Below are 19,408 nucleotides of genomic sequence, written 5' to 3'. Positions count from 1 at the left end.
TATCTCACAGGACTGAATTAAAAGGTTATTTTTATGAAGCAATCTGCTTAGATTGTTTTGTTTTATTTGTTTGTTTTGTCTCTGGTAGTAGTAGATTTAATAGTACACCTACAATTGCTGCTAGCGCCATTCCTTCTACTTGGAACGATTCACCTACGTGCAGTACCGCTCCGCCAATACCGATTACTAGTATAACTGATGCAATCATTAAGTTTCGTTTGTCACCTAAGTCTGTTTTATCGTCTACCATCATACGTAAACCACTTGATGCGATTACACCGAAGAGTAAGATTGATACACCACCCATAACTGGTGTTGGAATCGAATGAATCAGTGCTGAAATCTTCCCGATAAATCCAAACATGATTGCGAACACTGCTGAACCGATGAATAAGTATACACTGTATGCTCTCGTAATTGCTAGCACACCGATGTTTTCACCGTACGTTGTATTCGGTGGTCCTCCTATTAGTGATGCGATCAATGTTGCTATCCCATCACCGAAGATTGAACGATGTAAACCTGGTTTTTCAATTAAATCTCTTTTAATAACATTTCCAAGTACAATTTGATGTCCGATATGTTCTGAAATTGTTACAAGTGCAACTGGCACCATTAAGAGTACAATTTTCCATGAAAACTCCGGAGTATATGTTACAAACGGTACTGTGAAGTCTGGTATGACAAACCATTTTGCCTCAGCTACTGGCTTTAAATCTACTAGCCCTTGGAAGTAAGCGAATATATACCCGCCGATGATTCCAAGTAGCACTGGTATGATACTGAAAAATCCTCTCCCGAATATGGAGCAAATGATTGTAATTGCTAATGTTACTAATGCTACTGAAAAGTGTGTAATGCTATACTTACCATCCGCACCGTTCATCGCCATGTTCACTGCTGTATGTGCTAAAGATAAACCGATTACCATTACGACTGGCCCAACTACGATTGGCGGAAGTAATTTCATAATCCATTCTGACCCAGATTTCTTAATTCCGAGTGAGATTAAGATGTAAACAAGTCCCGCAAGCATTCCTCCAAGCATCGCTGCTCCAGGTCCACCTGCTGTTTTCGCTGTAATAATTGGTGCAATAAAGGCGAATGATGATCCTAAATATGCTGGTACTTGACCTTTCGTTATTAGAAGAAACGCTAGCGTTCCTAATCCACTTGATATTAAAGCTACTGATGGATTCAGTCCTGTTAAAAACGGAACAAGCACTGTTGATCCAAACATCGCGAACAAATGTTGTATACTTAATAATAACCATTTTCCCGGTTTCGGTACTTCATGAATGTCTAACACTGGCTTTTGCTCCATTGTTACATCCTCCTTCAGTTTTAATTTTTGCAATAAAAAAACTCTTTGTGCCTGTGCACAAAGAGTCCTACACTTTCGTATGCCAAATTTGACATATGAAAGCCAAGACCCTTTGGCAGCCTCACAGGACTACATTTAAAAGGGCTTTACTTATCGTATATGCTTACTCGATCTTGTTGATCTGTCTCTTGCAAATCAACTTCGATACGCTCTTCACTAGATGTTGGAATGTTCTTTCCTACATAATCAGCGCGAATTGGTAATTCACGATGACCTCTATCAACAAGAACAGCCAATTGGATTTGTGATGGTCTACCTAAATCCATAAGAGCATCCATTGCTGCTCGAACTGTTCTACCTGTATATAACACATCATCCACAAGGATAACTTTTTTCTTCGTAATATCTACAGGAATATCAGAACCTTTTACAAGTGGTTCTTTATGTTTCGATTGTAGTGTTAAATCATCACGATATAACGTAATATCTAACTCTCCTACTTCCATCTCTTTTCCTTCAATTTGACCAATTCGTTCTGCCAAACGTTGTGCAATAAAAATTCCACGTGTTTTTATTCCGACAAGAACACAATTATCGACACCTTTATTTCGTTCCACGATTTCATGACTAATTCGTGTTAAAGCGCGGCGAATCATTTGGTCATCTAAAACGACAGCTTTCTCTTGCATGCTCTACACCTCCAAGCTTTTTTTCTTGCGTGAGAGTAATGGTATAAAAAAAGTCCTCTCAGCGTGTGCGAGAGGACTTTTGAAAAAAGGGTACAACATACCCTAAGTATTTCAAACCGTTACCTTCTCAACCTCACGGGGCTGTGTTAAAGGATCATTATTTAACTGTTGTCAGTATCTCAGTTTTCTTATGATTTGTCAATACTATTTCCGTAAAACATTTAGCGCTTCTTCAAACACTTCTGGAATCGGTGCCTCAAACTCAATATATTCACCAGTACGAGGGTGATCAAAACCTAAAATCCCTGCATGAAGTGCTTGTCCATTCATATCTAACGTTTTCTTCGGACCATACTTTGGATCTCCTGCAAGTGGATAACCAATATATTTCATATGAACACGAATTTGGTGTGTACGTCCCGTTTCTAAGCGGCATTCTACAAGTGTGAAATCCTTAAATCGCTCTAACACTTGGAAATGTGTAACTGCATTCTTACCATTTTCATCAACAGTCATACTTTGACGTTCTTTTTTATCACGACCAATTGGAGCGTCAATTATTCCTTTATCATGTGGAATTACACCATGTACAATCGCTTTATAACGTCTTGTTACCGTTTTTGCTACAAGTTGATTTACAAGTGATTCATGCGCCATATCATTTTTAGCAACCATTAATAATCCAGATGTATCCTTATCAATACGGTGTACTATACCAGGACGCATTACACCGTTAATACCTGATAGGTCTGTACAATGATGCATAAGTCCGTTTACAAGCGTACCCTTCGTATGCCCTGGTGCTGGATGTACTACCATGCCACGCGGCTTATTTACAACTAGTACATCGGCATCTTCATAATAAACTTCTAAATTCATATCTTCCGGTTGAATATCTAACTCTTCTGGCTCGGGAATTGTTACTGTAATTTCATCATTTCCTTTTACTTTATAATTCCCTTTAACTGATTTCCCATTTACTGTCACAACAGCATCTTTAATCCATTGCTGCACTTGTGAACGTGACCATTCACTGTTTATTTCTGCAACGAATTTATCAATTCGCTCGCTTTTTTGTTCTTCTGCAACTGTTACTTGTACTACTTCACTCATTCAATTACTCCTTCGCTTTCTTTCCTTCTAATACTGTTTGAATAATAATTAATACAACTCCAATACATAATGCTGAGTCAGCTATATTGAATACCGGATAGTTGTACGAGAAAATATACACGTGAATGAAATCCACTACTTCTTGTCTAAATACACGATCAATAAAATTGCCAATTGCTCCGCCTAAAATTAGACCTAATGAAATACCTAGAAGCTTGTCCGTTTTCGCATATTTTTTCATATAAAATACGATAAATGCTACGAAAATGACTGTAATAATGTAGAAAAACCACATTTTATTTTCTAAAATACCCCAGGCAGCTCCTCTATTTCGATGAGATGTTATGTATAATACATTATCGATAATCGGAATGCTCGTACCCAATTCCATGTTCTTTACAATTAGCCACTTCGATATTTGATCGATGGCAATGACAAATAACGCTATTACATAATATATCATTTTCATTTCCCCCACAAAGACAGTGTACCTCAAAATTTTAGCATAGCTGCTACCTTTTCACAATGAACCTTTGTAGAAGAATAAAATAAATTAAAAAAAGGTAACATAATATCGTTGTGCGTATTTCATACATTTACCTTTTCATAGAAAAATTCATGAATAGTACGAGCAGTCGGCATTGTTTTCATTTGTTTTGTAGAAATCGCTCTTCCAGTTTCTTCACAAATACCGTACATATCTATTTCCATTTTAAACAATGCACGTTCTACATCTTTTAAATCCTCTTTTATATCATGTAATAGCAATTTTTTCTTTGTCTCTTCCTTTATTTCGTATCCAAGTTCTTGCCCAAATTCCATATAGTATGTGTGCATTACTTCTTTCGCCAATCTATCTTGCAACTCTTTTCTCATCAATTGCAATTCTTCTTTTATTTCCATATAAATTTCATTCACGTGTACATTCCTCCCAGCTGCAATGTACAATTAGTGTGTCCGAAATTTCCACGCTTACCTCACACACATTTTTCCTTCATAGGAAAGAGAGTGAAAGTTATTTCGATATATCATCAACAAAAAACTGACTGCTATTATGAGCAGTCAGCTTTTTTTCATTATTTTACATAATTTTCTTTAACAACCGTTGCACAACGCTCACATAATGTTTCATGTTCTGCATCTTTACCAATTGTTTCTGAAACAACCCAACAACGTTCACACGTCTCACCTGTCGCCTGTGCTACAACTACAGCTGTATGCTCATACTTTGGTGCTTCTGTTGGCGCTTCTTCAATTGTACCACCAAGTTTATACTCAGAGACGATGAATAATTGCTTTAAGTCTTCGCTAATAGACTCTAACATAGCCTTCATTTCTGCAGTCGGATATAGCGTAATGCTCGCATTTAATGACTTACCAATTACTTTCTCATTACGAGCTACTTCTAACGCTTTTAAAACGTCATCACGTAATGTCATAAATGCATCCCATTTTGCTCTTAACGCTTCTGAACCCTCTACTTCTGTAGCTTCTGGCATATTAGTTAACTGTACGCTTTCTTCTTCTGCACCAGGAACATATGGCCATACTTCATCAGCTGTATGAGGTAAGATTGGCGTTACAAGTTTCGTTAATGCAACAAGAACATCATATAATACAGTTTGAATTGCACGACGATCCGCGTGATCTGCACCTTCAATGTATAAAATGTCTTTTGCAAAGTCTAAGTAGAATGAACTTAGATCAATTGTACAGAAGTTGTGAATTGCATGATATACAGCAGCAAAGTCATATGTTTCATATGCATCTTTTACTTTTGTAATTAAGTCATTTAACTTCACTAACATGTAACGATCTACTTCACGAAGTTCAGCTACCGCTACTGTATTTTCACTTGGATTAAAATCATCTAAGTTTCCTAATAAGAAACGGAATGTGTTACGGATTTTACGATACACTTCTGCTACTTGTTTTAAAATATCATCTGAAATACGTACATCAGATTGATAGTCAACAGAAGATACCCATAAGCGTAAAATGTCTCCGCCTAATTGATCCATAATTTTCTTCGGTACGACGATGTTTCCAATCGACTTACTCATTTTACGTCCTTCACCATCTAGTACGAAACCATGGCTTAGTACGCCTTTATATGGAGCTTTACCAGTTACAGCAACTGCTGTTGATAATGAAGAGTTAAACCAACCACGATACTGGTCAGATCCTTCTAAATATAAATCAGCTGGACGTTGTAAGTCTTCGCGCTCTTCTAATACCGCTTGGTGAGAAGAACCTGAATCGAACCATACATCCATGATGTCTGTTTCTTTACGAAATTCACCATTTGGGCTACCTGTATGTGTAAATCCTTCTGGTAATAAATCTTTCGCTTCACGCTCGAACCATACGTTAGAACCGTGCTCACGGAATAAATCTGCTACATGATTAATTGTTTCATCTGTAATAATTGGATCACCATTTTCTGCATAGAATACAGGAATTGGCACACCCCATGCACGCTGACGAGAAATACACCAGTCACCACGGTCACGAACCATATTATGAAGACGAGTTTCTCCCCATGCTGGTACCCATTTTGTTTCCGCAACAGCTTCTAATAATTCTTTACGGAACGCTTCAATAGATGCAAACCACTGCGCTGTCGCACGGAAAATAATTGGTTTTTTCGTTCTCCAATCATGTGGGTATGAATGCGTAATGAATGTTAGTTTCAGTAACGCGCCTACTTCTTCTAATTTTTCCGTAATTGGCTTGTTAGCTTTATCATAGAATAAGCCTTCAAATCCAGGTGCTTCATTTGTTAATACACCTTTATCATCAACTGGGCAAAGTACTTCTAAGCCATACTTTTTACCAACAACGAAGTCATCTTCCCCGTGTCCTGGTGCTGTATGAACACAACCTGTACCTGCATCTGTTGTTACGTGCTCTCCTAGCATAACTAATGAGTCACGATCGTAGAATGGATGTTTTGCAACTGTATACTCAAGTTCGCTACCTTTTACCGTTTTCACAACTTCAGCATTTTCCCACTCTAACGTTTTTGCAACTGTCTCAAATAGTTCAGAAGCGATGATATATTTCTCATCATTTACTTTCACAATAGCATATTCAAGTTCTGGGTGAACAGAAATACCTAAGTTTGCAGGTAACGTCCAAGGCGTTGTTGTCCAAATAATGTATTTCTCATCACCTTCTAATACGTTCTTTCCATCTTTTACAGGGAATGCTACGTAAATAGATGCTGATTTTTTATCTTGATATTCAATTTCAGCTTCTGCTAAAGCTGATTCACTCGTTGGAGACCAGTAAACTGGTTTTTGTCCTTTATAGATATAACCTTTTTTCGCCATGTCACCAAACACTTTAATTTGTTGTGCTTCATAAGCTGGCTCTAAAGTAATATATGGATTATCCCAATCTGCACGTACACCTAAACGCTTAAATTGTTCACGTTGACGTTCCACTTGCTCATATGCATACTCTGCACATAACTTACGGAACTCAGCAACTGTCATTTCTTTACGCTTTACACCTTTATTTGTTAAAGCTTGCTCAATTGGTAAACCGTGTGTATCCCAACCTGGTACATATGGTGCACAGTATCCAGTCATTGATTTAAAACGAACAATAAAGTCTTTTAACACTTTATTTAGTGCGTGTCCCATATGGATGTCACCATTTGCATATGGAGGTCCATCATGTAGTACAAATAAAGGACGGCCTTTCGTATGTTCTTGTACCTTTTCATAAATATTCATTTCAGCCCATTTTTCTTGCATTGCAGGCTCACGTTTCGGTAAATTCCCACGCATCGGGAATTCTGTTTTTGGCATTAGTAATGTATTTTTGTACTCCATGCTCAATTCCTCCTTAAATATATAAACGACAGACCTTAAAAAAGGGAATAAAAAAGAGACCTCTCATCCCCAAAAAGGGACGAGAAAGTCTCCCGCGGTACCACCCTAGTAGACCATATACAAATGCATAAGGTCCTCTTTATATTCTTAACGCGAATATACGCCTACGCTTACTAAATTTGTTCAGCGCGGAACTCCAGGGTGATATTCCCATTATCTCCTTATCCTGAGCTTACACCATCCTCAGTTCGCTATATAAGGTATGAAAAAGGTACTTATCCCTATCTTCGTTTTTCTTAATAAATATGCTGTTTAAAATTATATGTAATAATGAGAAAAACGTCAAGCTTACACTGTTTCTTCTTTTTTCAACAGTTCGTCCACTTCGTCTTCTAATTCAATTAGTTTATCCCAATCATCGTTGTTTAACATTTCAAGTTGTGTTTCTAATAACATACGGAAACGAGTTCGGAATACTTTCGCTTGTTTCTTCAACTCTTCAATATCAAAAGCAACTTTTCTTGATTTCACTAACGCTTCATTAATGATACGATCTGCATTTTTTTCTGCTTCACGTACAATTAATTTTGCTTCTTTTTGTGCATTACGCTTCACTTCTTCAGCAGCTTCTTGTGCGACAATGATAGATTTGTTCAGCGTATCTTCAATATTAGAAAAATGATCTAACTTTCCTTCTAATTGTGCAACCTTTTCTTCTAAAGCTTTTTTCTCACGAATGACTAATTCATAATCTTTGATGATTTGATCAAGAAACTCATTTACTTGATCTTCATCGTAGCCACGAAACCCGCGACCAAATTCTTTGTTATGAATATCTAATGGTGTTAACGGCACAACGCCACCTCCAAGTAGTTATCTAAATTTCCTCTTTCAATTATATCTTTTCTTCGACAAAATAAGAGAATTTCCTTCTAAAAAACCAATCATTTTAGTATACCATACAAAACTCTCCATTTGTCGCGCTTCGTTTTACCTTCTACAGAAAATAATTTACTTCGTCCATACCCTCTAACCGAGAAAACATCCCCCGGAAAACATTCATACGAAGTTTGCTCTACTGTTTTCCAATTGACTTTTACTAAGCCACCTTTTATAAGAGGCTGTACCTTCTGCCTAGATATATGTAGCATTTCAGCTAATAAAACATCTAGACGAAGTGACGAAACAGTCCCAGATTTTTCTCCCCATTTTTCACCTACACGCAAAATTTTCTCTACTTGTATAGGAGAGAGTGTGACTTTCATTTTCCCTATTGATTGTAAGTTCATTTCAATATACGATACAACTTCTTTGGCAACTGCAATTTGGGCACGATCTTCTTGAAGCAAAATATCACCACATTTTTCCCTTGTTAAACCAAGCGACATGAATGCACCTAATATTTGCCTATGTTCTAGCGTAAAAAACTTGGAAGGATAGTCAATTTCTAATACTTCTACTTGAAATTCCTCTTCATTTAATTCTAGATAATCTGGATAAATTAGTGCTCTTTTCCGTTCGGCTTCAGGCATCGCACCATCAAACCGTACAGCTACATCTCCTTGCCCTATTACCATAGAAACAATTTGTTGCTGTCTTGGATCAAGAAAATCTGTTAACTTGACTTGATGATACTCAGCAGCCTGTTTCCACTCTAATACTTTATCCACAAAGACCTCTTCATCAGGTCTAAAATGCTCATAGATGCTCATGTATTTAACCTCACACTATAAAAAATAGTTGAATAAACTCACTAAACCACCTCTAGCAAGTTTCAAGGCAACAATAGCAACAAGTGGAGAAATATCAATCATACCAAATGGTGGAATAAACCTCCTAAACGGCTCTAAATACGGTTCGCAAATACGCGCAAGAAAATCTCCAAAAGCCGATTCCTTTGCGCCAGGAAACCATGATAGGAGAATGTAAATAATTAGTGCCCACGAATAAATCTCGATAGCAGTAAGTAACACTGTTAAAACTGTTGTCATGGCGTATTACCACCTCTTTATATTTGTCTCTTCTTCTTCACCGAATAACTCTGAAATCGCACCAACGATATCAACATTTTCAGGTGTACACATAAATGTTTTCGGGCCTATTTTTTGAATATCCCCGCCTATAGCGTATACAGTACCACTTAAAAAGTCAACGATACGTACAGCTTGATCTGTAGACATTCTTTGCAAATTAATTACAACAGCTCGTCTACCTTTTAAGTGATCCGAAATGCCTTGCGCTTCCGAATATGTACGTGGTTCTAGTAAAACAACTTTTGAAGATTGCTTCGCTGTTTCAATACTCACTACATTTTGCTTCGGTTGCACTTTCGCAAACGGAACATCTTGTTGTTCTGGGGGATCTTGTTGCTTTTTCATGTCTGTTTGCTCCTTTTCATAACTATATTGAGCTGCTTCTTTTTCTTCCGGTGTGTCAAAAAAGAAGTATTTTACTTTTGACCAACTCATAATAACTTTCTCCTTCCTCCTACGCTTTTCCTACTAAAACCGTTCCCAAACGAATATATGTAGCGCCTTCCTCAATTGCAATCGTGTAATCATTTGACATTCCCATTGATAATTCTTTACATGGTGCATGTAATAATTCTAGCTCCTGCACCTCTGTCTGTAGCATGCGCAATTCCTTAAAGCAGCGACGAATCTCTTCCTCTTCTCCTGTAAACGGAGCCATTGTCATTAATCCTACCACTTCAATCTTATCCAATTCTTGCAAACTTTGAATAAAAGAAATTGTTTCTTCTATCGCCAATCCTTGCTTTGATTCTTCAGATGATGTTTTCACTTGAATAAAGCATTTAACTTTCTTATCAGCACGTTTTTGAATTTCTTTTGCAAGCGAAAGACGATCTAATGAATGTAAATAATCAATCTCATTAATGATTTCTTTTACTTTTCTCGTTTGCAATGATCCAATAAAATGCCAATTCACTTTTGAACCGAAATGCTCGTATTTTTGTAAGAAACCTTCATTTCTATTTTCACCTAAATCAATAATTCCTGTTTCAATTACTTCGCTTGTTTTTTCAATCCCTACAGTTTTTGTAACTGCAACGAGCTTAATATCTTTCATCGAACGTCCAGCTCGTACGCAAGATTCTTTAATTGCTTCGTTTACATCGACTAAATTCCCTTGCACTGTCACTTGCTTCACTCCTCCTTAAAACCTATGAAACTCAACATTCTCCCCGTCTTACCTTGCTCACGACGATGAGAGAAAAATAATTGTTCTTCACAGCTTGTACAAAGAGATGACATTACAATATGTTCTTCTTTTATGCCTGCTTGTACACATAATATACGATTAACTTCTTTTAAATTAATTGCATACTGACCATCAGAAATTACTTTATGAGGAACAGATCCGTTTACTACTTGCTGTGCTGCTGTTAATACACGATCATCAACAACATAACAACATGATCCGATTGCAGGACCAATTGCGACATGAATTTCATCACTTGAAACACCTTCTGCATTCCACTTTTGAATCATTTCTTTCGCAATCTCTGTTACAGTCCCTTTCCACCCAGCATGCGCAAGTCCTATCATATCATGTGATGGTGCATAAAAATAGAGCGGAACACAATCAGCGTAACAAGATGTTAAGAGAACATCTTTGTTAGTCGTATAAATGCCATCCGTTTTTGGAATACCATCTTCATATGAATAAACGCCTTTCCCTTTTTCTTGCAGTCCTACTTTCTCAACATGATGGTCATGAACTTGTTCAGAGCAAATCCATTTTTCTAATGGTTTTTGTAACTTATTCGCTAAAATGCGTCTGTTTTCATGAACATTCTCCACGATATCATTCACATGTAATCCTAAATTCATCGCATGAAAGGAGCCTGTACTTACTCCACCATCTTTTGTCGTAAATCCAGCAGTAATGTTTCCAAGTTCTTTCCACCCTTGTATATACAGTATACCGTCCACATATTTAAATGGTTCTCTCATAAAGCGGCTCCTTTTAATTAAAATAACAGAAAAAAGTATGGTACTTCCTGTCTATTTTACCATACTTTTATTTTTTCATAATGACAACAGAAAAAAAAGAGGAATTTGTAATATTCTTTATGAAATTGTCGGTGTTTGTATTGATTCTGTTACAGAATTAACATGATCTACTTTTACAAGTATGACATCTTCTCCAATTTTCATAATTTGCTCCCAAGGAATCACAAATTCTACTTCCTTCCCAAAGAGTCCAAGCATTCGTGCCTGCTTAGAAATAATAACCGCCCTAATCTTTCCTGTGTCTATATCAATATCAATATCTCCAATATTCCCAAGCCTCTTTCCATCTGAAACATTTACAACATCCTTCATTTGAAACTCCGAAATCCGTATCATATTCATCCTCTCCCTTATATCATGAATCGTAAGTACGCTCTCAAATAAAGTGAAACCTTAATCAGTGGGATTATCCCCATCCCTACTGATTATTAACCCATGCCAATCGGACTTTTACGGGCAGTCCCGCTTCCATCTAACTTTTTACTTCAGCCTAATTTCGAAGCGGATAAACAGTATATAACCGCTACTAATAGAACATCCATTTTATTTTCATTATATGAACCTACCCAATCTACTATGAGCGCAAAATATTATATATAAAAAAGGCCTCACCATAACTGGTGAGGACCTTATCCTTGAATCGTCTTATTCATTTGCTTAATAGCAGACTTCTCCAAACGCGATACTTGCGCTTGAGAAATCCCAATTTCTTCGGCAACTTCCATCTGTGTCTTTCCTTGAAAGAAACGTTTTCGAATAATCATTTTTTCACGATCATTTAAACGCTTCATTCCTTCTTTCAACGCCAGTTCTTCAACCCACTGCTCGTCCTTTTGTTTTTCATCCTTTAATTGATCCATAACAAAGATAGGATCTCCTCCATCGTTATAAATCGGTTCAAATAATGAAACCGGATCTTGAATCGCATCTAGTGCAAAAACAATCTCTTCATGTGTCACTTCAAGAACTTTCGCAATATCCATTGCTGTTGGTTCTTTTGAATTTTCAGCAATCAATTTTTCTCTTACTTGCAACGCTTTATACGCAATATCTCGTAATGAGCGAGATACGCGAATTGGATTGTTATCACGCAAATATCTGCGTATTTCCCCAATAATCATCGGCACAGCATACGTTGAAAATTTTACATTTTGGCCTAAATCAAAGTTATCAATGGATTTCATAAGTCCAATGCAACCAACTTGAAATAAATCATCAACATATTCTCCTCTGTTATTAAATCTTTGGATGACGCTCAGTACAAGACGTAAGTTTCCATTCACTAATTTCTCTCTGGCGCTTATCTCTCCACTTTGCATTTCACGAAATAATTTACGCATCTCTTCATTTTTTAGTACTGGAAGTTTAGCTGTATCAACACCGCAAATTTCTACTTTGTTTCTCGTCAAAGTGTTCCCTCCTATCGGGAGTTGCTGTACAGTGTAAAGTATTTCCTTTGAAGGGGATTTTATGCATACGGTTTTTCCATCATTTTTCACAAATATCATATTTCCTAATGCACAAAAAAAGAATAAGACCAGCCTAGATACCGACTGGTCTTATTCTTCACACCATTTTATTAAATTCTTTTCGTAATCTTTTTATAATCCTTTTTTCCAAGCGAGAAATATAAGACTGTGAAATTCCAAGCATATCAGCCACATCTTTTTGTGTCTTCTCTTCGCCACCAGCGAGTCCAAACCGAAGCTCCATAATTTGTTTTTCACGGTCATTTAATTGATGCAATGCTTTCATTAAAAGATGACGATCTACAGTAGCTTCTAAATCTTTTGTAATAATGTCATCATCTGTACCTAAAACATCTGATAATAACAGTTCATTTCCGTCCCAATCAATGTTAAGCGGTTCATCAAAAGAAACTTCCGAACGATTTTTATTATTTCGACGCAAATGCATTAAAATTTCATTTTCTATACAACGAGATGCATATGTTGCTAATTTAATTTTCTTTTCTGGATTAAATGTATTCACTGCCTTAATAAGACCAATTGTTCCTATACTAATCAAATCCTCAATATTGATCCCTGTATTTTCAAATTTTCTTGCTATATATACAACAAGCCTTAGGTTACGTTCAATAAGCATCGACCTCGCAGCTTGATCTCCATTTGGTAATTTATTCAAAAGAACTGCCTCTTCTTCTTTCGTTAACGGCGGTGGCAACGCTTCACTTCCACCAATATAATAAATTTCATCGGTCTTAATTCCTAATTTCAGCAATACTTTATACCAAAGGTATACCAAATAAAATTTAAATTTCACCATATTATCCCGCCTCTCATAATTAAGCAATTACCATCTTTTGCGAAATCAACATTTTCGGATGTACAATGCATTGATACTCTCCATTAGTAGATAATTGTTGTGTATTTAATCCAATCAGTACTTTGTTTACAACAACCGAACTACCTTCATGATAAACTCGCACACAATCTGGCTTAATTGCCCATAAAAATTGATTCTCTACTCCTACTGCTCGGAAAGGAATTAAACGTAGTCTCGTCGCCCATCCAGAATCATTTTCTGGTATTTGAGGAATTTCTGTTTTGGAATAAATTTGTTCTGTTAACCAAGCTGGCAAACAATGTTCTAATGATGAAATATGCATAATCATAACGGGTGTTTTCGTTAACGGGTCATAAAGTTGGTTCCCACTATCAATTAGACCTGCTAATTCTAGTTCCTCTCCAGCTAATTGAATTTTCACTTTCACGATTTGATCATAGTGTATCTTTGTGACCTCTACGCTTTCTATACGCTTTTTAGAAAAATAATAAATTACTGGAAAACCAAAAATAACAAATACCCAACTAATTGGATCACCGTAAGAAACTGATTTAGATTGAACTAATCCATTTACCATTTCGTTCGTTTGCAAAAAGTAATGCGTTCCAATTAATCCTCCACCAACCATAAAGGTTACAAAATAGAAAGTAAAAACAGTTTGTGTATAATTTCTAAATGTCGAAAACCCAAATGCTGTATACACAATAAGTAACGAGTACAATAGTTTCATAATTGGATGTGTCATCATAGAAGCAAAAGGCGTAAAGGCGAAAATAACAATAGTTGAACCTATAAATGCCCCTAACACAAGCCTCCATCTTTTGATTCTCTTTTTTAACACGGTGGCTGTTAATAAAAGTAAAAGAAAATCAATGCAGGCGTTTAACAACCAAACGATGTCGGCGTAAACAACCAAACAATTCACCTCTTTTTTTAAGTTGAGACTAGTATAATGCATATCCAATAGGAAAGTGTGTCAATTGGTGGAGGGATTTTTTTGTTATTTTGTGATTTCTAGACATAATCTGTCGGTAAAAAATAAAAGTGTATTTTTCATAGAATAATATAAATTTTTTACTTGTATACATAATAATTGAATTATATATATACAAAGTTTATCTTGCTATTTGCGGGCAGTAAGACACCGCCTCAAAATTCAGCTATAAAAAAGTACAGAAGTTAAGTGGAATTCGGGCTAACAATCATTTTTGGATGAACACCCCCGACTAATTAAAGTTTCAAGTTATTTATCACAGCTTATGGTTTAAAAATAGGACCGGGCTCTCCATATGCAAAATAATAAAAAAAGATCTGCTTAGCAGATCTTTTCCATTTAGACAACAAAAAAAAGGAGCATGAAAGCTCCTTTTCTTTTATCGTCTACGACGGTTACGTAAGAATGCTGGAATATCGATGTCATCTGAATCAGTATGACGATCATGCACAACCGGCTCTTCACGTTTCATTTCACGCTTAACTTCACGTTGTTTTGAAGGTTGAGCTACTGGTTGTTGTTGCTGTTGCGTGTGATTCGCAGTCGGACGGATAATTGGTTTTGGTGGTTGTGTCGAAGCACTATCATCAAAACCAGTTGCAATTACAGTGACAACGATATCATCTTTTAATCCTTCATTAATAACAGAACCGAAGATCATATTTACTTCTGGATCCGAAGCTGAAGCTACAATGTCTGCTGCTTCTTGTACTTCATATAAACTTAAGTTTGCGCCGCCCGTAATGTTCATAATAACACCTTGAGCTCCATCAATAGATGTTTCTAGTAATGGACTAGAAATCGCTTTTTTCGCAGCTTCAGCAGCACGATTTTCACCATTACCAGAACCGATACCCATTAAAGCAGAACCTCTATTAGACATAATTGTTTTTACGTCTGCAAAGTCTAAGTTAATTAGACCTGGTGTAGCAATTAAATCAGAAATACCTTGAACCCCTTGACGTAATACGTTATCTGCTTCACGGAACGCTTCTAACATTGGCGTATTTTTATCAACAATCTCTAATAAGCGATCATTTGGAATTACGATAAGTGTATCTACATTTTCTTTAAATGACGCAATACCAGATGCAGCTTGAGTTGCACGTTTACGCCCTTCAAATGTAAATGGACGTGTTACAACACCAACTGTTAACGCGCCTAGTTCTTTTGCAACTTGAGCAACAACTGGAGCTGCACCAGTTCCAGTTCCGCCGCCCATACCAGCAGTTACGAAGACCATATCCGCGCCACGAAGCGCTTCTTGAATCTGTTCTTTACTTTCTTCTGCAGCTTTTTTCCCTACTTCAGGGTTTGCGCCTGCACCAAGTCCACGCGTTAATTTTCCACCAATTTGCATTTTCGTTTCAGCTTTTGATAGATTTAATGCTTGTGCATCAGTATTCACAGCGATAAAGTCTACACCTTGTACACCGTGTTCAATCATACGGTTTACAGCATTGTTTCCACCACCGCCGACACCGATAACTTTTATATTCGCTAATTGATCTTGAGTAGTATCAAACTCTAACATGTCGAAATCCCCCTAGAACCTCATTTTTCGTGTCCAATTTTAATCCCATAAATAACGGAATGCACGTTTTACTTTTGACATCATGCGGTCATCATTTTGATTAGTATTGTTTTGATTACGAGTTTTTTGTTTCGCAGGTTGCTGTTGTACCGGCATTGGTGCTGGTACTGGTTCAAAATGTTCTTGCTTTTCCTGCACATTTTTCCCACGTAATTTAGCTTTTTGATAAGAATGTTTAATTAATCCAACTCCACTTGTATATTGAGGCTCACGAACACCAATATAATCAGGAGTTGCTATACGAACATTTTCATGTAAAATATCGTATGCAAGATCAAGAACACCTGGCATAGAAGCTATCCCACCAGTTAGTACATATCCAGAAGCAGCTTGCTTTACTCCTAACTTATGCACTTCATCTTGAACAAACATTAAAATTTCCTCTACACGAGCCTCTATTATATCCGATAATTCCAACTGAGAATATTGTTCTGTTTGATCGCTTCCCATAATAGGAACCGTAAACATCTCTTCTTCAGATGCTGTATCATAAAAAGCATGTCCATATTTCAGCTTAATTTGATCTGCATTTTCTGTTGAAGTTTTCAGCCCAATCGCTATATCCTTCGTTATATGATCTCCACCTAATGGCAATACGCTCGTTGCTTGCAACTCTCCATCTTTAAAAATAGATAAGGTTGTAGATCCTCCGCCCATATCAACAAGGGCTACCCCTCTATTTCTTTCATCCGAAGATAACGCAACTGTCGCTGCCGCTAAAGGTTGCAGACAAATATCAACAATTTCAAGACCTGCTTTTTCTACACAACGAAGTAGGTTATGTAGTAAAGTTCTCGAGCCTGTAATAAGTGTACCTTCCATTTCTAATCTTACACCGATCATCCCGCGTGGATCGTTAATCTCGTCAAGACCGTCTACAATGAACTGTCGAGGTACCACATCAATAAATTCACGTTCAGGAGCAATTGACACAACTTGCGCTGCATCTAGAACGCGTAAGACATCTTCATTCCCGATTTCACGATCTTCATTTGAAACAGCGACTACTCCGTGACACGGGAGCAACTGTACCTGGTTTGCATTGACACCTACTACAACTTGCTCAATGTGGATACCCACCATGCGCTCAGCTTGTTCAATTGCTTTTTTAATTGATCGAACAGTTTCATCTATATCAACTATCGATCCCTTCTTCAAACCATTTGACTTTACGTTTCCAACACCAATAATGTTTAAGCTATCATTAACCATTTCACCAATGATGACTTTAACATTGGATGTACCGATGTCAAGACTAACATATATTTCATTGCTGTTCATTCTTTGGCACCTCCTTCTTTATTTATACCATACAACTCAATATATGGAACAACAATCGCAACTTTACTATTTATAAGAAAAATATTCAACGTCTTTATACGTTTCCCTTTTTTAACCCTATATTTTTCTTATTTTTATTTAACATTCATTTAAGAATATCGCAGTAACCTGTGAATAACTGCTCTATCTTGAAATAATTATATTTCAAGTGTAAAGATTACCGCCAAGTATAAGTCTACACTAAGATGTACTTGTAGAAAAGTGAAACTTGTACCAATCCTAGTATGAATCTAAGAAAATTTACATTTTTTTCATCAAATTAAGCATTCTTGCAAATTAGCATCCATATAAAAGAACGTTTGTTTCATTTCATACGTAATAACGCAGTAAAAACTATCATTCTATTCTTTCTTTTCTTCAGCACCTAGTTCCTTCGTATATGCACCCACTTCTAAGTCAATTAAAACCTTCTTACCAGGTTCAATTGTTTTTAAAATAAGTGGATAAGCTTCCATTCGCTTTGCGAAATTTTGAATAGTGGTGCTCACTTCATATCCTTCATTCATATATAAAGTAAGATGATCTTCATTTGCGTTCGTTGGTGTATAACGAATTTCAGAAATAGACCTTAAAATAGTTGGCGTTAATTTTTCTAGTTCTGCAATTAATTCCTTCATTTTTTCCTCTTTAAATGGTTCAAAAATTGGTGCTGCAACTGGAAGCTTTCCGTTCGGAAGTACATCGAGTGTTTTCCCATTTTCTAATAACGGTTGTAATTTCCCATCTTTGTTTATATAGCCAATTGTTAAATATTCTTCGATATGAACATCAATTTTGTTTGGGAAACGTTTTTTTACATTTACCTCTTTAATTTCTTTTCGTTTCGTTAAGTTTTCTTCTGCTTTATGTGCTGTTACTCGGAAATAACTCGTTTCATATGTCACACCTGATTCCTTCATAACTTGTTCATCTGTCATATAATGATTTCCAAAGACACTTATCTTTTTTATATTACTAAGCGGAGACCGAAAATAAATTAAAAAGAGTACTAATAAAAATAAAATCGATATGTATAAAATTAACCGATGATTAACAGGTTTCTTATTTTTTTTATTTTGATTCTTTAATTTTGGTACACGATCTTGTAGTTTAATCACTTTACTATTTTTCATGTACGATCCCCCTATGTAACATAAAGAACGGCATGTTCCTCATGCCGTTCTTATCTTCTTATTATAACATAAATGATAATGAGCGGAACGAACAACCGTTATCTTCCAATTATTTCTACTTCTGTATGCATATCAACACCAAATTTATCTTTAATTGTACGCTTTACCAATGCGATTAAGTCTAATACATCTTGCGCTGATGCCACACCAGTATTAACAATAAAATTCCCATGCATTTCAGAAATTTGAGCTCCACCTATCTTATAGCCACGAAGCCCTGATTTTTCTATTAAATCTCCTGCAAAATAAGGGACTGGATTTCGAAATATACTTCCTGCACAAGGGTGATTCCAAGGCTGCGTTTCACGGCGATACTCTTTATTCTTTTGCATGCTTCTTACAATTCCCTCGCGTTCGCCTACCTCCAATTGGAATTCAGCTTCCAAAACAATACCAGGGCGTTTCATTTGCAATACAGATGTGCGATAAGAAAAGCCCATTTCGGTATTCGTCAACCAATTAATTGTTCCATTGTCAAACAAAATACGAGCTTTCGTTAATACACTCGATATGTCGGACTTATGAGCGCCTGCATTCATATACACTGCACCGCCAACACTTCCTGGAATACCACTTGCAAATTCCAAGCCCGCTAATCCCTGTCGACTAAGTAAAGTTGACAATTTAATAAGGCGATATCCAGCACCGACTCTTACTCTATGTTTTTCGACTTCTAAATGGTCTAATCCTTCTCCTAAACGAATAACCACACCTTCTATACCTTGATCAGATACGAGAAGATTTGAACCACGACCAATTGCAGTCCACCCTGTCTTGTACTTCTTTACTAACTCTAGAGTCTTCTCAATACCAGCAACATGCTTTGGTACAATTAAAATATCAGCTGGTCCGCCTATTTTCATAGTCGTGTAACGCGCTAACGGTTCATTAACTAACACGCGACCAACATTTGCTTCTAAAAGCTCTTTTACTAATTGTTCCATAGACAATCTCCCCCATATCAAGTCTCCTTATTACAGTAATATGCGGGGCGT

At 36.6% G+C, this 19,408-nt stretch carries 20 protein-coding genes and 1 other annotated feature; all 20 genes read right to left on the bottom strand.

The genetic code is table 11. The annotated features are described in order from the left end of the window. Window positions 1-31 precede the first annotated feature (31 nt). Window positions 32-1,324 (bottom strand): uracil permease, encoded by a 1,293-nt coding sequence (gene uraA, locus AB3X49_RS02145; protein WP_002014712.1) that lies wholly within the window; start codon window positions 1,322-1,324, stop codon window positions 32-34. Between the two features lie 146 nt (window positions 1,325-1,470). Next, entirely contained in the window at window positions 1,471-2,013 is a 543-nt protein-coding gene (gene pyrR, locus AB3X49_RS02140) for a bifunctional pyrimidine operon transcriptional regulator/uracil phosphoribosyltransferase (protein ID WP_001156489.1), read from the bottom strand. Between the two features lie 204 nt (window positions 2,014-2,217). Beyond that, window positions 2,218-3,126 carry an RluA family pseudouridine synthase gene (locus tag AB3X49_RS02135; RefSeq protein WP_002128848.1) on the bottom strand — a complete coding sequence of 303 codons (909 nt, stop codon included), beginning with the start codon at window positions 3,124-3,126 and terminating at the stop codon, window positions 2,218-2,220. 4 nt (window positions 3,127-3,130) lie between these two features. Further along, window positions 3,131-3,589 (bottom strand): lipoprotein signal peptidase LspA, encoded by a 459-nt coding sequence (gene lspA, locus AB3X49_RS02130; protein ID WP_002128849.1) that lies wholly within the window; start codon window positions 3,587-3,589, stop codon window positions 3,131-3,133. Window positions 3,590-3,714: 125 nt separating this feature from the next. Next, complete coding sequence (locus AB3X49_RS02125) at window positions 3,715-4,044, bottom strand: TraR/DksA C4-type zinc finger protein (protein WP_002014715.1); 330 nt, start codon at window positions 4,042-4,044, stop codon at window positions 3,715-3,717. Window positions 4,045-4,202: 158 nt separating this feature from the next. Continuing rightward, complete coding sequence (gene ileS2 / locus AB3X49_RS02120) at window positions 4,203-6,968, bottom strand: isoleucine--tRNA ligase (protein ID WP_002128852.1); 2,766 nt, start codon at window positions 6,966-6,968, stop codon at window positions 4,203-4,205. A 72-nt stretch (window positions 6,969-7,040) separates the two neighbouring features. Beyond that, window positions 7,041-7,265, bottom strand: a binding site (T-box leader). Between the two features lie 51 nt (window positions 7,266-7,316). Further along, window positions 7,317-7,823, bottom strand: a complete 507-nt coding sequence (gene divIVA / locus AB3X49_RS02115; RefSeq protein WP_001131609.1) for a septum site-determining protein DivIVA — start codon at window positions 7,821-7,823, stop codon at window positions 7,317-7,319. Between the two features lie 89 nt (window positions 7,824-7,912). Next, window positions 7,913-8,680, bottom strand: a complete 768-nt coding sequence (locus AB3X49_RS02110; RefSeq protein WP_002033759.1) for a YlmH family RNA-binding protein — start codon at window positions 8,678-8,680, stop codon at window positions 7,913-7,915. Between the two features lie 15 nt (window positions 8,681-8,695). Next, window positions 8,696-8,959: a YggT family protein gene (locus AB3X49_RS02105; protein WP_002014720.1), complete on the bottom strand. Its 264-nt coding sequence runs from the start codon at window positions 8,957-8,959 to the stop codon at window positions 8,696-8,698. 6 nt (window positions 8,960-8,965) lie between these two features. Beyond that, entirely contained in the window at window positions 8,966-9,436 is a 471-nt protein-coding gene (locus AB3X49_RS02100) for a cell division protein SepF (RefSeq protein WP_002014721.1), read from the bottom strand. 19 nt (window positions 9,437-9,455) lie between these two features. Further along, window positions 9,456-10,130, bottom strand: a complete 675-nt coding sequence (locus tag AB3X49_RS02095; protein ID WP_002165149.1) for a YggS family pyridoxal phosphate-dependent enzyme — start codon at window positions 10,128-10,130, stop codon at window positions 9,456-9,458. Between the two features lie 5 nt (window positions 10,131-10,135). Then, entirely contained in the window at window positions 10,136-10,945 is an 810-nt protein-coding gene (pgeF, locus tag AB3X49_RS02090) for a peptidoglycan editing factor PgeF (RefSeq protein WP_367960279.1), read from the bottom strand. Between the two features lie 117 nt (window positions 10,946-11,062). Next, on the bottom strand, window positions 11,063-11,341 hold the full coding sequence (locus AB3X49_RS02085) for a YlmC/YmxH family sporulation protein (RefSeq protein ID WP_012261605.1): 279 nt from the start codon (window positions 11,339-11,341) through the stop codon (window positions 11,063-11,065). 293 nt (window positions 11,342-11,634) lie between these two features. Next, entirely contained in the window at window positions 11,635-12,414 is a 780-nt protein-coding gene (gene sigG, locus AB3X49_RS02080) for an RNA polymerase sporulation sigma factor SigG (protein ID WP_002014725.1), read from the bottom strand. A 157-nt stretch (window positions 12,415-12,571) separates the two neighbouring features. Beyond that, window positions 12,572-13,291: an RNA polymerase sporulation sigma factor SigE gene (gene sigE, locus AB3X49_RS02075; RefSeq protein ID WP_002128857.1), complete on the bottom strand. Its 720-nt coding sequence runs from the start codon at window positions 13,289-13,291 to the stop codon at window positions 12,572-12,574. A 19-nt stretch (window positions 13,292-13,310) separates the two neighbouring features. Continuing rightward, window positions 13,311-14,228, bottom strand: coding sequence for a sigma-E processing peptidase SpoIIGA (gene spoIIGA / locus AB3X49_RS02070; protein WP_367960276.1), 918 nt, complete (start codon window positions 14,226-14,228; stop codon window positions 13,311-13,313). A 457-nt stretch (window positions 14,229-14,685) separates the two neighbouring features. After that, window positions 14,686-15,840: a cell division protein FtsZ gene (gene ftsZ / locus AB3X49_RS02065; RefSeq protein WP_002014730.1), complete on the bottom strand. Its 1,155-nt coding sequence runs from the start codon at window positions 15,838-15,840 to the stop codon at window positions 14,686-14,688. 39 nt (window positions 15,841-15,879) lie between these two features. Further along, window positions 15,880-17,181, bottom strand: coding sequence for a cell division protein FtsA (ftsA, locus tag AB3X49_RS02060; protein WP_002014731.1), 1,302 nt, complete (start codon window positions 17,179-17,181; stop codon window positions 15,880-15,882). Window positions 17,182-17,582: 401 nt separating this feature from the next. Then, window positions 17,583-18,353, bottom strand: a complete 771-nt coding sequence (divIB, locus tag AB3X49_RS02055; protein ID WP_367960274.1) for a cell division protein DivIB — start codon at window positions 18,351-18,353, stop codon at window positions 17,583-17,585. A gap of 98 nt (window positions 18,354-18,451) precedes the next feature. Then, window positions 18,452-19,357, bottom strand: a complete 906-nt coding sequence (gene murB, locus AB3X49_RS02050) for a UDP-N-acetylmuramate dehydrogenase (protein ID WP_367960272.1) — start codon at window positions 19,355-19,357, stop codon at window positions 18,452-18,454. Window positions 19,358-19,408: the final 51 nt, after the last annotated feature.

Origin of the sequence: Bacillus sp. C30 (assembly GCF_040838255.1) — a bacterium.
GTDB classification, from domain to species: Bacteria; Bacillota; Bacilli; order Bacillales; family Bacillaceae_G; genus Bacillus_A; species Bacillus_A mycoides.
Note: the sequence above shows the minus strand (reverse complement) of the source record. Positions and strands in the feature narration are given on the sequence as shown.